Source organism: Gallaecimonas mangrovi, from assembly GCF_003367375.1.
Taxonomy (GTDB): domain Bacteria; phylum Pseudomonadota; class Gammaproteobacteria; order Enterobacterales; family Gallaecimonadaceae; genus Gallaecimonas; species Gallaecimonas mangrovi.
The window spans coordinates 178,831-192,595 of the sequence record NZ_CP031416.1; the positions used below are offsets into that span (position 1 = coordinate 178,831).

Sequence of the window (13,765 nt, forward strand, 5' to 3'; positions counted from 1 at the left end):
CTTTTTTTAAGTGAGTAAAGGGCGATTTAGTCTTTACTGGCCTTGCTTTTACCGGCAAGACCCGCCCGCAGCAGCAGAATTTTTAAGTGGTCGTTGATAAGGTCCAAGCGGTCTTGCAAGCGATGGTTAAAGGTTAAACCCACCACAGCAATGCCGATACCAAGCGCAGTGGCATAAAGGGCAGTACCAATGCTTTTGGACACCAGGCTTGGGTCTGACACCCCGGACTCAGCCAAGGCTTTGAAGGTATCGATAATACCGAAAATGGTGCCCAGCAAACCCAGCAGCGGCGCACCGGCCACTACCGCTTCCAGTAGCCACAGCCCCCGCACTAATTTGCCGCGCATGGCGATATACACCGCTTGGCTTAAGTCTTCCAGTTCGTTTTGGCTTTGTGCCATGGCCCGGCCCTGGAAGAACTCACGCAACAGCTCGAGTGGTAGGCATTCTTTCTGGCGCAGCGCTTCTGGCAGTTGATTGTAGTCTTCCACTTGATGATGCAGTGCCGCTTCCAGCTTCTTTGCCTGGCGGAGAGTGAAAGAGAAGAAAATGACACGTTCTACAACGACAAAGGCGGCAAGAGCAGCAGCGATGTACATGATGTAGAAGGTTATTTCATGGATAAGCTCCATGTTCATCAGAAAGGTACCTCAATTTTGGAACAACATTGGCCGAGCGCTTAGCGCTCGGCCAGGGACTCACGGTTTTAGAACTTGGTTTCGAAAGAGATCTGCGCGTTACGGTCTTCGCCAATGGTGTAGTAAGGGGTACCAGAGGCATAGTTGCTGCCGTCAGCTGAGTAGACCTTGGTGGCGGTAAAAGCCGTTGAGCTGACACCAGCCAAGTAGCTCTTATCGAACAGGTTATTGACGGTAAAGCGGATCACGCTGTCTTTAAACACGCTAAATTGCGGCAGACGGTAGCCACCGGTGAGGTTAACCACGCCATAGCCAGCGGCTTTTTCGGTATCCAGCATGTCACCGTACTGAGAACTCACCATTTTGGCGGCAACGTTGCCGTAGAAGGCGCCTTTGTCGTAGCCAAAGATAAGGTTCAGCATCTGACGGGGTACGCCTGCTACCTGTTTACCAGAGGTATCCAGGGTGACGCCGTAGTAATCAATGTCGTTTTGCTGCTCAGACTTGGTGTAGGTGTATGAGGCGTAGTAGTTGAAGCCGTATGGCAATACGCCGCTTAGCTCAAACTGACCACCGATGTTATGCACGGTACCGACGTTGAGCATCTCGTAGTCGCCGTCTTCGTCGCGGCTAGAAACCTGGCGGTTGGTAAAACTCAGGTAAAAGGCGCTGGCGCTCAGACTGAAGTTGTTATCACCGTAGCGGTAACCCAATTCGTGGTTCCAGCTCATCTCCGGTGCCAGGCTCAGCGAATCTTCGGTGTCATACAGCACGTAGTTTTGCGGGGTACGCATGTTACGGGTCAGGCTGTAGTAAACCGAACTTTCGGCATCCAGGCTGTATTTGGCGTTAAAGCTTGGCAGCGCTTTGCTGTAAGTTGCGTTACGTTTCTCTGGCTCTTCGGTAAGGCTGCCGAGGTTATCGCCTTTACGTTCTACGTGTTCATAAGAAACGCCGTAGGTCAGGGTCAAATCAGGGGTGGTATACCAGGTGTCTTGCACAAAGACTTTCTGCGCCGGGGTGTCGGTGCGGTAGTAGCGGCCTTCAATGGTATTGCCGTTAGCGTCTTTAACGCCGTTACCGAAATCGGCCCAGACATCACTGGGGCTACCGTCGCTGTTAAGGGCGATATAAGGCTGGCTTTGGCGCTGGCGGGCATACTCATACCAGTAACCAAAATCCAGGCTGTGCTCCATATTGATGGTCCAGGTCAACTTGGTGTTGATACCTGGGCGCCAGGTTTCGGTCCAAGAGGGGCGGTAGTAGTAACCAGAGGTTAAATTGCCGTCTTCTTGGTAATCGGTGGCGCTGCCCAGGTTCGACAAGTCATAGTTACCGCCACTGTTGTAGGTACCGCTATTGAGGGAATAAAGCGAATAAGCTGAAGAACCGCCGCCGTTAGCCACATAGTAATAAGGCGCCACGGTTAGCAGCAGGTTGTTGGTTAACTGAAAGCGGCCAGTAACGGATGCGGTGATGTTTTCAAAGGGGTTTTGGGCCAGCTTGTAGTAGCTACTACAGATGTACTCGGCGCCATTGTCGGCGGTGCAGGTGCTGTAGTTACTGTCGTAATCGGCTTTATGGTTTTCTTGGTATTCGCCCAGGCTAACAGTGGCGTAGCTGTTGGCTTCCTGCTTGTGCCATTTGACGATGGCATTAACGCTGTTGCCCTTATCGTCTTGCCACAATGTGTTGAGCTCGGCCTTTTTCGCTTCAATTTCACCTTCGCCTTTCCATTTGTCGGCTTTGGTTTTGGAAAACGACAAATAGGTTCTAAAGCCGTTGATATCGCCAGTGTTTACCCGCATAAAGCTTTTGGTCAGGCTGTTGCTGCCTAACACTTGCTTGGCAAAGACATTGAAGTCCTTGGTGGGGCGCATCGACACCAGGCCAATATTGCCGCCGGAAGAACCAATGTGCGGGGCGTCGGTATCGGAAGAGCCTTGGGTGGCAAAAATTTCTTCTAAGTTTTCAGGATCGCCCAGTAGGTTGGGGTACATAGCGTAGTTACCGGAGTCATTCACCGGCACCCCGTCCATGGTTACGCCCACTTGTGAGGCGTCCATACCGCGCATGTTAAAGCTAAAGCCGCTCAGGCCGGTGGCATCGTTACTCACCACGTTGATGCCAGGGGTGTACTGCAGCTTGTCGATACCGTTACCGGTACCGGACTGTTCTTCCAGCGCCTTTTTGGTAACGGTGGAGCGGGTTTTACCCGAGTCCTGTTGCACCATCTGGCCGCTTTCTTGGCCTTTACCTTTAACAGTAACCTTGCCTACGTCCACTGAGTCGGCAGCTAACACCGAAGCGGACAGGCTAAAACATCCCAACCCTAAAAGGGCGATGTAAAGCTTGCTGTATTTCATGAGTCAATCATTCCTGTGCCATAAAAGGTTTAAAAATGCCGGGCTGTATCAGTCCTCGACGGTGTAAACGAAGGTTGCAGTGAACTTGAACTTGTCGTGCCCGGCGAAAGCTTCTTTCGGGAACGGTTGCACATGTTCAATGCGGCGCAGACTCTGATAAGCCGCTCGGTTGAGCAGCATGTTGGTCGCGTTTTTCTCAATACCGGCGTCCAGCACCTTGCCGCTGCGGTCGATCTCAAGCCAGATAACAACACTGCCTTGAGGGCGTTGCAGTGACGCGGCACGGCCAGTTGGGTACTGCTTGTATTGCTCTAATTCGTTTCTCAGAACGCTGATGTAGCGGGCCTCAACGGTGGCGATAAACCCTGGGCTAGGCTGCGGTTTGGCAGGCTTTGGCAGCGGTTTTGGCTCGACCTTGGGCGCAGGTTTTTGCTGCGGCTTGGGCTCAACCTTCGGTTTCGGCACCGGTTTGGGCTTAGGTTTTGGCTTCGGCTTCGGCTTGGGTTTTGGCTTAGGCTTGGGCTTAACAATCACCGGATCCGGGTCAGGTTTCGGTTCTTTCACCTGCGGCTTTGGCGGTGGCGGCTCTTCCTTTGGTGGCGGAGGAGGAGGTGGTGGCTGATAGAGCGACACTTCCATGGTGCTATCGTCCACCTTGGTGTGAATGGCCATCCCCGGGCGCAGTGATGCAATCACTGCTGCCACCATCACTGCCACTACCGGCGCTACCGCCAGCAATTTGCGATATCGGTAAATAACAAACATGGCGTTAAAGTTTTTTGGTAGCGATAGAAACAGACTGGAACCCATGGCCTTTTAAAAGGTCCATAGTCGATACCAAACGCTTAACTTCTACGCCTTCATCACAGCGAATAATAATGACGAGCTTTTTAGAGGTCGTTTTTAGTTGGTTTAATTGGCTAAGTAAGGTGTCTTTATCAACATCTTTGCCATCCAACTGCATACGATCGCCGGTGGCCAAAGTAATGATGGCGTTATTTTGTGGCTTTAGTTGCTGGGCATGAGCTGCGCCAGGCAGTTTTGTTTTAAGTCCAAGCGCGGGAATGACGTTTAGACTAATGAGTATAAAAAAGACCAATAGGAACATCATCACATCGATCATTGGAATGATCTCGATGTGTAGACGCTTTTTCTTAGGTTCATCCCAAGTGCGCATGGAAGTTACAACTCCTGAATACCATTGCCAAAAAAATGTATTAGTTATATTGATTTAGTTTTTAAGAGCTGATTATAAGTATCAGGAGATGAAATATTTTTTACATTTGTTGGCACAAAAACAGCACTAAATTAAGGACGCTCGTGCTTAATTAATGATAGATGTCATGTTTGTTTCATGAATATCGCTATAGAAATGAATCTGTAGTGTATTAATCTTATTTTTGTGATGTTGCGCATTTATCAATATGCCGATTCTTTTGTTTTCTTATTTTAATTGAATTAATTCCTTTCATCTTTTGCGATATTCTTGATTTATGTGGCTGGAATTTGTAAATGCCTGCTGCCTATATATTTAATTAGCCTGATTGATTTTAGGAAAACGTTTCGCCTTCTTTACGGTTTTATAGGTGGTCATCTATTTTTTTGCATTATTTACTGCGGCGGGTTAGGGGCTGCTGATATCATCAGGCGCTACTAAGCGCTTTTTTAACGTACCCCCCCTCTTTTATCAGCATCCGGAGTGCCATTGTTTTCCAATCACAAACGCATCTTGGCTCTAGCAGTACCGATGATCCTGTCAAATGTGACGGTGCCGCTGCTGGGCCTGGTTGATACGGCGGTGATTGGTCACCTTGCTAATCCGGCCTTTTTAGGCGGAGTGGCTGTTGGCAATACCCTCATCACTTTTCTAGTGTGGCTGTGCGGCTTTTTACGCATGGCAACAACGGGTTTGATTGCCCAGGCCCACGGTAAAGGCGATGCTGAGCTGTTAAGTGGCTGGTTGGTTAAAGCCGCCACCAGTGCCTTAATACTGGCGGCGGTCATGGTCGTGGCACAGTGGCCGATCGGTAAAGTGGGCCTTTGGCTAAGTGGTGCCTCGGCGCAAGTATCCGAGCAAGCAGCGCATTATTTTTACGCGCGGATTTGGGGAGTGCCGGCAGCGCTACTTAATCTGGTCGTGCTGGGCTTTTTGGTTGGCCGGCAAGACACCCACGGCCCTATGGTGCTGCTTATTTTAAGTAACAGCCTCAATATCGTGCTGGATTTATGGTTCGTGGTGGGGCTGGGCTGGCAAGTAAAAGGGGCCGCCTGGGCGTCGGTGCTGTCAGATTACAGTGCGCTGGCACTGGGTGTGCTGCTGGTGAGCCGGCGCTTGCCAAGGCTTGACTGGCGCGCCGCCCTTAGCCACAGCGGCTGGCGGCGGCTATTAAACCTGAATAAAGACATTTTGCTGCGTACTTTCTGTTTGCAGCTGTGCTTTTTGTTTATCACCTTTCAGGGTGCCCGTTTGGGGGACGCTATTGTTGCCGCCAATGCGGTACTACTCAATTTTTTGCTGCTTATTTCTTATGCACTCGACGGCATTGCTTATGCGGCAGAAGCCCTGACCGGCCGGGCGGTGGGCCAAAAAGATGAAAAAGCGCTTCGCTATTGGGTCAAGCTTTGCGCCTTGTGGTCTTTTGGCTTTGCCGTTGTGTTTACGCTGTTTTTTGGGCTGCTGGGGCATTGGCTAATTGGTCTTTTGACCGATTTACCGTCTATTCGTGAGGTGGCCGGGCATTACTTGGGCTGGGTGGTGGTGTTACCGCTTGTTGCCCTGTGGTGTTACCTGTTTGATGGTGTCTTTGTTGGCGCTACCCGTGGCCGGGACATGCGTAACAGCATGATTGTTTCGACTTTTCTGGTGTTCTTCCCGGTTTGGTTTGTTAGCCAGGGGCTGGGTAATCACGCCCTGTGGCTGGCACTGACGGCCTTTATGGCGATGCGGGGATTAAGTCTTTGGTATCTATACCGCAAGCCGGGCTTTGTTAACGGTCCAGGAATTGACTAAAGCGATTACAAAAAATACCCAGATAACCGTAAGCGGCCAGCAAAAAGCCGGGAATGGCCATCACCAGACCTGGCAGTTGCAGCATCGGGTTGCCCTTGGTGCCCATGTAAATAAAGAACAATCCCACCACAAACATGGCAAAGCCCGATAAAAAGCGCTTCATTGAACGCCTGGGGCTACTCCCCAGGCGATAAATTAGCTGGCGCATCAATAGTACGAATGCTCGCCGGCCTGGTGCTCGGTCATGTCTTTGACACCGTTGAGCTCATCAGGGAAGGCGGCCAGCAGTTCTTTTTCGATGCCTTCTTTAAGGGTGACATCCACCATGGAGCAGCCGTTGCAGCCACCGCCAAATTGTAAAATGGCAACGCCTTGGTCGGTGATCTCCATAATGGCGACACGGCCACCGTGGCTGGCAAGTTGCGGGTTAATTTGCGACTGCAGCACATACTCAACCCGTTCGATTAAGGGCGCGTCGTCATCGACTTTGCGCACCTTGGCGTTGGGCGCTTTTAGGGTCAACTGCGCACCCATTTGGTCAGTGACGTAGTCGATTTCTGCCTCTTCCAAAAACGGAGTAGAGGCTTCGTCCACCACGGCATCAAAGCCAGTGAAAGGCAGGCGCACGTCGCTGGCTTCCACAGAATCTGGCGGACAATAGGATACGCCACACTCGGCGTTAGCGGTGCCGGGGTTAACGACGAACACCCGGATATTGGTGCCGTCCGGCTGGTCGGCCAGCAATTTGCTGAAATGGGCCTGTGCGGCCTCGGAGATGCGGATCATGGTGCCTCTCATAAAACCTGACTACTTTACTGGGTTATGATAACGCGCTTGGTGCCAAAAGCACAAAGCAGTAAATTGGTCAGCCTAATCGCTTGTGATGGATAAAGAGTTGAATCGTTCTGAATTGCCAGCCTCGCTCACTGCTTTTGCCGGGCAAAGTTGGGCTTTGCTTGGCCGTGCCAGGGTGTCGCCAAGGGCGTTAACCGACTGGACAAGAGCATATCGGGCACTGGATGAAAAAAGCCAGTTCACGCTTATCAACTGGCTGCAAAAGCACACCGCTCATAAGGCTAAAGAAAAGTACCCAGCCTGGCTTAGGGGCTTTGTGTTTGTGGCAGCGTTGATGATTGCAGCGGCGCTGTTATTTTTAAATCCACACCAGGAAAACCGGGTCTTTTTTTGGATTTTTTTGCCGCCGCTAATGCTGATTTTAATCTCGGTGGCCTGGCACCGTTTAAAGGCTAATCGGCGGCTTGCCAACCTGCAATTGCTGGCCCAGGCGCTGAGCAAGGAGCCTTAGCCATGAGACGCCAAAAATTGTTGCCGTTATCACTACGTGGCCATGGCCGCAGTGCCTTAACTCTGATTAAGGCGCGGCGGATGCCCGCATTTCGCGTGCAGCAATGGCAACAGCTCCAACACCGGTTGCCGGAAAAAGAGCAGCTGCAATTAGCATTGTGGTTAAGGGCGGCAATCGCCCAGCAACATTTGGCGCTTAAAGGCTGGCTGTGGTTGGTGTTATTGGCGGTAATGGTACTGACCGGGGCGGTCATTGGTTATGTTGATGGGCACCAGCAAGGGCTGCGCGACTGGCTGCTATTAGTGCCATCGTTGGTAGCCGTCAGTTTGGTGTTTTGGCTACCGGCGGTTAAGCGCCAGCGGATGACACGCCATTTAGACCAGCTTCTTGCGAAAGCCGACTAACCGACATACCAAGCGGGGTGAATGCCCATCACCTGCGGCATGCTTAACAGCAACAGCAAGGCGGTCAGGCTGATAGATAACGACACCAGCAACCTGTCAATGCGCCGGCTCGATTTGCCGTCGTGGCGAAATAGTACCAAGCCAAGCAGTTGGCTGAGCAAGTGCACACTCACCAGGGCGCACAGAGCAAATAAGGCGGTGAGAATAATAGTGAACAGATCCAGGTTCACGGCGCTACAAATGTCATAGAATAATATGTGACTTTGTAACAAAAAAAGCCCCTTCTGTCACTGGGGCTTTTTAGTTTTAATCGTTAAAAAATAAGAAATTAGCTTATCTTTTATCCAGGCCCTCTGCCGCTGGCTCTAGCGCCGTTTTTACCTCACCTTTGAACTTGGCCAGCAGCGCTTTGATGTCTTCAACAATCAGCAGCAGGCTTGGGATCAGTAGCAAGGTAATGACGGTGGCAAAGGCGATACCGTAGGCCAGAGCGGCCGCTGCCGGAATTAAAAACTGCGCCTGTTTGGAGGTTTCGCCCAGCAGTGGCAGCAGCCCGGCAACGGTTGTGAGGGACGTTAAAAAGATGGCTCGCAGCCGGCCGGTACAAGCCATCACCAACGACTTGTAAGCGCCCTTGTAATAATGGCGGTTGTCGTTAAAGCGCGACACCAGCATCAGGCTGTCATTCACCACCACCCCGCTTAACGCCAAAATACCGTTTATCGACAGCATGCTGATGGCAAGGCCATTAACCCAGTGCCCCAAAATGGCGCCGACAATGCCAAACGGAATGGCGCACATAATCACCAGTGGCTGCACATAAGAGCGCAGCGGTATCGCCAGCAGTGCATAAATGGCCAGCAAGGTCAGCAAGAACAAATGCTGCATCGACCCCTGGGTTTCGGCCTGTTCTTCGGCTTCACCGGCAAAGTGCAACTGTAGCCCCGGGTAGTCCTGTTTGAGATCGGGGATCACCTGGCTTTTTAGCATGGCTATCACTTGCCCGGCGGAGGTAATGGATTTGTCGATACCCGACGAAATATAGGCAGCGCGCATGTTGTCGATACGGGTAATGGTGCCCAGCACCTCAACCTGCTGATAACTGGCCACCGCTGATAGGGGCACCACGGTGCCGTCGCTGGTACGAAGCTTGGCATTTTGCAGGTCTGCCAGGCTTTGCCGTGCATATTCGGGGTAACGGATACGCACTTTTAGCTCGTCGTTGTTGCGCTGAAAGCGCTGCACAATAGAGCCGGTAAAGCCTTGCAGTAATTGGTCGGCCAGGTCGCCGGCGGTAAAACCCAAGGCCCGGCCACTGGGGGTGACGGTAAACTTGAGCTGCGCTTCGCCTGGGGTGAGGTTATCGTCAATGTCGTTAACCCCTTCAATCTTCTCAAGGGCGGCTTTGACCCTGGCACCGGCTGACTCCAAGGCGGCTTGGTCACTGTCGCGAAGCTCTAGCCGAAACGCATCGGGGCCAGACCAGCGAGACGCATAGCTGACCTTCTTCACCCCTTCCGGCATGCCGCCAAGGGCGCGCCAGCGGTTTTCAAAGGTTTTATTGTCCGGAAGACCGGCACCTTTATTCAGAAAGACAATCACTTCACCGGCGGTGTCAGAGCTGGCGACGGTGCTTATCTCGGCGATGATTGGCTTGTCGGTGTGATACTGCTTTTGTAGCTCTTTTTGCACCTGCAACGCCTGCTTTTCAAGCAGCATGGCGTTGCGGTGGGTCATGCCAAAGCTGGCATCGTTCTGCATGGAAAAACTGGCGCGAATGGTATCGCCGGGAATATCCGGGAAGAACACCATGCGCATGGCACCAGTAAAGGGCATCGACAGTACCCCAACAAAAATGGCGATAAAGAGCACCACCGCCGCGTAGCGAAAGCGCAAGGTCCAGAACAGCGCCTTTTTATAATACCGATGGGTAAACACATAAAGCCCCCGGTCGGCCCAGTATTGCAGCCTCGACCAACCATAGCTGATGGGGTTACCTGGCTTGCGCTTACGGGTATCAAGATGGGCAAGGTGCGCGGGCAGAATCAGTTTTGATTCGATCAGCGACAAAATCAGGCAGATGGCCACCACAATAGCGAACTGCGAGTAAATCTTGCCAAGGTTACCGGCAATCATCGACAGCGGCACAAAAGCCGCCACCGTGGTGGCCACGCCAAACACGGTGGGAATGGCCACCTTCATGGTGCCTTTTATGGTATTGGCCAGGGTATCGCCGTAGCGGGAACGTTCGTCATACACCGACTCGCCCACCACCACCGCATCATCCACCACTATGCCCAGCGCCATGATAAAGCCGAAGGTGGTAAGTTCGTTGAGGCTGAGGTTGAAAAAGTCTGCCCCCATTAAAAACAGGGTGCCAAGGAAGATAAACGGCAGCCCTGCCGCTACCCAAAACGCCACCCGCACGTTAAGGAACAGTGCCAGGGAAACAAACACCAAAGCCATACCGGTTAGGGCGTTTTGCAGCAGCAGGTTCAAGCGGTCAACGATCAGCGAAGAGCGGTCGTACCAGGTTTCGATATGCACATTCTTGGGTAGCTGGCCGTTGTCTCGCCACTGCTGGGCCACCGTTTTGGCCTGGTTTACCGCATCAACCACGTCTGAGGTGCCATCGAGGATAACCTCCAGGCCCACCGCCGGTGCACCGTTAAAACGCGACAAAATTTGCGGGTCGTCTTCCACCCCTTCTCGTATCGAGGCAATTTGGCCCAGGGTGATCAGGGTGCCAGAATCGGTTTGCACCACCGGAATAGCTTCAAAGTCGGCCACGGTACGGGCCTTGTCGACCGCCTTTAACACCAATGTACGGTTACTGGAGCGCAAGCTGCCGGTGAGCGGCGTTTGCGACTCGTTTTTAACGGCGTTTTCCACATCACTGATGGAAATGCCAAAGGCCTGCAATTTTGACTCGTCGATTTCGACGATCATCATTGGGTCGGCTTTGCCGCCAAAGGTCACCTTGTGAATGGCGGCTTTGGAAAGCAAGCTGCGCTTAATGCGTTCGGCCAGGCTTTGCAGCGTGTGCTGGTCGGTATCGCCATAAAGGGTTAGCCAAATGGCGTGGTCTTCACGCTGGGCTTTTTCTATAACAGGCTTTTCAGCATCGGCCGGAAAGTTGGAAATGGCGTCAACCTTGGTTTTAACGTCGGTAAGCAGTGTGGCCAGGTCGTAGTCTGAGGTTTTTTCTATGGTGACCGTTACCCCGGAACCGGTGGATTTCGAAGTAACCCGCTTGATGCCAGACACCCCTTCCAAGGCATCTTCCACTTTCATGGCAATGCCTTCTTCGGCCTGCTTGGCACTACCGGAAGGGTAGCTGACGCTAACGGTGACCTTGCTCGGTGGCAAAGGCGGGAAGGCTTCTTTTCGTAAATTGCCAAAGGCCGCTAAACCCAAACAAATCACCAGCAGCATCAGCAAGTTGGCGGCGACGCTGTTACGGGTGAACCAGGCAATTACCCCAGAGGTTTGACTCATTGGTCACTGGCCTCCATGGGGTTAACGTGCATATCCGGCAGATAGCTATCCAACGGGGCAATAAGAATTTTCCAGCTGTCTTGGGCTGAGGGCGGGCGAATGTATATGTCGCTACCGATCGCAAACTTTACGTCGGCCGGGAATTTACCCAGCAGGTTACCGGCTTTGACGTACCAAATTTCGCCACTGTTAGAGATGGCGGAGGCGGGCACTTTTAACAGGCCATCCACCTGTTTACCGGGCACCAAGCCGGTAACAAAAATGCCGGGCATCAGCGGCTGGGCTTTTTCAAAAGGCGCCTGCACTGCCACCACTAAATTACGTTGGCGGGCGCTGCCGTAGCTGCGCTCTACACGGTTAACCAAGCCTTGCCATTGGCCGTCTCCGGCGGCGTTGATAAGGTTAACCTGGGCACCTAAAAGCTGCGAAGGGTCGGGCAGCTGCGCCCATTGTTCCCCTGAAAGCGGCAAGCTCACTTCCACCCGGTCGGCGCTATACAAGGTGGCAACGGTGCCGCCGGCACTGATGTAACTACCGGGGCTGATATCGCGGCTTACCACTATCGCCTTAAAGGGCGCTTTGATGCGGGTGAGCTCAAGGTTACGCTCGGCTTCAGCCACATCATTCTTGGCGCTGTCATAGGCTGCCTGGGCGGATTGTAGCTGCGGCTTTCTTAACAGCAGCGGCGAGTCAGGCTTACCGGAAAGGCCACTGCGTTGCCATTCGGCCAGCGCTTGCTTACCTTCGCGCTGCTCTTCAAGCAGGCTGACATAACTGCTGCTCTCGCTGGCCTTGGCACTGGCCAGGGCTTGGCGGTATTTAACATCGTTGATTTTGGCCAGTTCACTACCTTTGGTAACGATGGCGCCGGTTTCAAAGTCGCTGGCCAGGCTATCAATAGTCCCCGCCACTTCGCTGGTTAAGGTCAGGCTAAAGTGCGCTTTCACCTCGCCATAGCTTTTTACCTGTGCGGTGTAGCTGTGGGGCTGTACCGTGCTGACGGTTACCCGCGGATACACCACTTCCACTTTTTGTTTGGGCAGTGGCGCGCGGTGTGTCATGGCGTGGCCTATCCAGAAGATAACCAGCAGAAGTACCAATACAGCGGCCGCTGTCACAAGCAGGGCACGGCGGCGGTTGTTCATGAACGATCCTCGGCTTTTGCGGGTAAACCCAGTGCCAGGCCCAGGGTTACGCGGTTAGTCAGTCGTTGGTAATGGGTTTCGATAAGCTGCGCTTTCAGGTTGTAATAGGTGGTTTGGGCGCTAATTAAATCGAAAATATCGGACAGGCCGCTGCGGTAGCGCTCCTGCGTGTTATCCAGGCTTTGTTTGCCGCTTTCTACTGCGTCTTGCAGGTGGCGCTGCTGGCGGCCAAGGGATTGTTCCTGGCCAAGGGCGTCTTCCACCTCTTTAACGGCGTTTTGCAGCACGGAACGGTAGTTCTCAAAGCCTTTTAGGCTGGTCAATTTGGCGGCCTGCAAATTAGCCCTGAGCTTGCCACCTTCATAGAGCGGGGCGGTAATTTGCCCAAGCAGGCTCCAAAGTGGGCTGGTAAATAACGCCTCTGACGGCGTAGTGGCGGTTTGGCTTAACGCCGCACTTAAACTGATAGATGGCAGTAAATCTTTGCGCGCCAATGCTTCATCAAGTTCGGAAGCCCTTAGTGACATCAGCGCTGCGGCAACGTCAGGTCGCCCCGCCAGGGTTTGGTTTGGCATCTTGGCCAGCGGTACCAACACCTCCGGGAAGTGGCTGCCCTGTACTGCGGTCAGCACACTGTTATCGCCCAAATATTGGCGCAGCACTCGGCGGTTAATATCAATATTTTCCTGATATTGCGCCAAGGTTGCCTGCGCCGAATACAGGCTGGTGCGGGCCGTTGCCAGGGCGTCGAGGTTGTCCAGGCCGCTGCGGTAGCGATCGAGGATGAAATCCACGTTGTTCTGATACGCCTTAACCAACTGCTGCTGCACGGTCAGTAGTTGCTTGAGTTCCAGTTGCGCCAGGTAAGTATCAATCACACTGGCCGCCAGGCTGTCGCGAGCGGCAACATAATCCAAGGTGCTGGCACTGGCTGAGGCTGCAGCAGAAGCCGTTTGGTCTGCCAGTTTTCGCCACAGATCCAGCTCCCAGCTAACGCTTAATTCGCTGCTGTAACTGTTAGTTACACTTTTGTTCTCATTTTTACCCCGCTGACCGGAAAAAGCGGCGTCAACGGTGGGTAATTGGTCAGCGCGGCTAACACCGACTTGCGCCCGGGCGATATCCATGGTCAGCCGGGTTTGTTGCAGATTAGGGTTTAAGGCTAAGGCATGATTCACCAGCGCCGCGACCTCGGGCATATCAATCAGCGCCACCAGGCTAACCACCTGCTGAGCCCTTACCGACTGCGGTTCTTGCCAGTTGCTGACATCGCTTGGTTCATTGCGCGCTTTATCTGATAGCGGCTTGGGCGCGGTCGATTGGCAGCCTGCCAAAAGGGCCATCGCCACGACAATAGCTATGCGTCTCATGACTTTCTCGTTGTGATGATAGGCAATG

13 protein-coding genes are annotated in these 13,765 nt (G+C 53.0%); 3 read left to right on the forward strand and 10 right to left on the reverse strand.

What is annotated here, in order from left to right:
• Window positions 1-26: 26 nt before the first annotated feature.
• From DW350_RS00850 to DW350_RS00865, 4 genes are all read right to left on the reverse strand, one after another.
• Window positions 27-638: a MotA/TolQ/ExbB proton channel family protein gene (locus DW350_RS00850; RefSeq protein WP_115717048.1), complete on the reverse strand. Its 612-nt coding sequence runs from the start codon at window positions 636-638 to the stop codon at window positions 27-29.
• A gap of 68 nt (window positions 639-706) precedes the next feature.
• Window positions 707-3,004 (reverse strand): TonB-dependent receptor, encoded by a 2,298-nt coding sequence (locus DW350_RS00855; RefSeq protein ID WP_115717049.1) that lies wholly within the window; start codon window positions 3,002-3,004, stop codon window positions 707-709.
• A 48-nt stretch (window positions 3,005-3,052) separates the two neighbouring features.
• On the reverse strand, window positions 3,053-3,769 hold the full coding sequence (locus DW350_RS00860) for an energy transducer TonB family protein (protein WP_115720524.1): 717 nt from the start codon (window positions 3,767-3,769) through the stop codon (window positions 3,053-3,055).
• 4 nt (window positions 3,770-3,773) lie between these two features.
• Entirely contained in the window at window positions 3,774-4,181 is a 408-nt protein-coding gene (locus DW350_RS00865) for an ExbD/TolR family protein (protein WP_115717050.1), read from the reverse strand.
• Between the two features lie 570 nt (window positions 4,182-4,751).
• Here DW350_RS00865 and dinF point away from each other — a divergent pair.
• Window positions 4,752-6,014: an MATE family efflux transporter DinF gene (dinF, locus tag DW350_RS00870; protein WP_264296829.1), complete on the forward strand. Its 1,263-nt coding sequence runs from the start codon at window positions 4,752-4,754 to the stop codon at window positions 6,012-6,014.
• On the opposite strand, the gene DW350_RS00875 is transcribed toward dinF, so the two are convergent.
• The gene (locus DW350_RS00875; protein ID WP_226911365.1) at window positions 5,992-6,177 is read right to left on the reverse strand and encodes a hypothetical protein; all 186 of its coding nucleotides are present in this window, start codon (window positions 6,175-6,177) and stop codon (window positions 5,992-5,994) included. The genes dinF and DW350_RS00875 overlap by 23 nt on opposite strands.
• Window positions 6,178-6,221: 44 nt before the next feature.
• Window positions 6,222-6,800 (reverse strand): Fe-S biogenesis protein NfuA, encoded by a 579-nt coding sequence (gene nfuA, locus DW350_RS00880; protein WP_115717053.1) that lies wholly within the window; start codon window positions 6,798-6,800, stop codon window positions 6,222-6,224.
• A gap of 109 nt (window positions 6,801-6,909) precedes the next feature.
• Here nfuA and DW350_RS00885 point away from each other — a divergent pair, with 109 nt between their 5' ends.
• Together DW350_RS00885 and DW350_RS00890 are read left to right on the forward strand one after the other, a co-directional pair.
• On the forward strand, window positions 6,910-7,320 hold the full coding sequence (locus DW350_RS00885; protein ID WP_152032914.1) for a hypothetical protein: 411 nt from the start codon (window positions 6,910-6,912) through the stop codon (window positions 7,318-7,320).
• Window positions 7,321-7,322: 2 nt separating this feature from the next.
• Window positions 7,323-7,724, forward strand: coding sequence for a hypothetical protein (locus DW350_RS00890; protein WP_115717055.1), 402 nt, complete (start codon window positions 7,323-7,325; stop codon window positions 7,722-7,724).
• Here DW350_RS00890 and DW350_RS00895 read toward each other — a convergent pair.
• The 4 genes from DW350_RS00895 to DW350_RS00910 form a co-directional block, all read right to left on the reverse strand.
• Window positions 7,721-7,954, reverse strand: a complete 234-nt coding sequence (locus DW350_RS00895) for a hypothetical protein (protein ID WP_152032915.1) — start codon at window positions 7,952-7,954, stop codon at window positions 7,721-7,723. The two genes, DW350_RS00890 and DW350_RS00895, sit on opposite strands and share 4 nt — an antisense overlap.
• 103 nt (window positions 7,955-8,057) lie before the next feature.
• Window positions 8,058-11,222 carry an efflux RND transporter permease subunit gene (locus tag DW350_RS00900; RefSeq protein ID WP_115717057.1) on the reverse strand — a complete coding sequence of 1,055 codons (3,165 nt, stop codon included), beginning with the start codon at window positions 11,220-11,222 and terminating at the stop codon, window positions 8,058-8,060.
• Complete coding sequence (locus DW350_RS00905) at window positions 11,219-12,367, reverse strand: efflux RND transporter periplasmic adaptor subunit (protein WP_115717058.1); 1,149 nt, start codon at window positions 12,365-12,367, stop codon at window positions 11,219-11,221. The genes DW350_RS00900 and DW350_RS00905 overlap by 4 nt, the downstream gene beginning before the upstream one ends.
• Window positions 12,364-13,737, reverse strand: coding sequence for an efflux transporter outer membrane subunit (locus DW350_RS00910; protein WP_115717059.1), 1,374 nt, complete (start codon window positions 13,735-13,737; stop codon window positions 12,364-12,366). The genes DW350_RS00905 and DW350_RS00910 overlap by 4 nt, the downstream gene beginning before the upstream one ends.
• Between the last annotated feature and the right edge of the window lie 28 nt (window positions 13,738-13,765).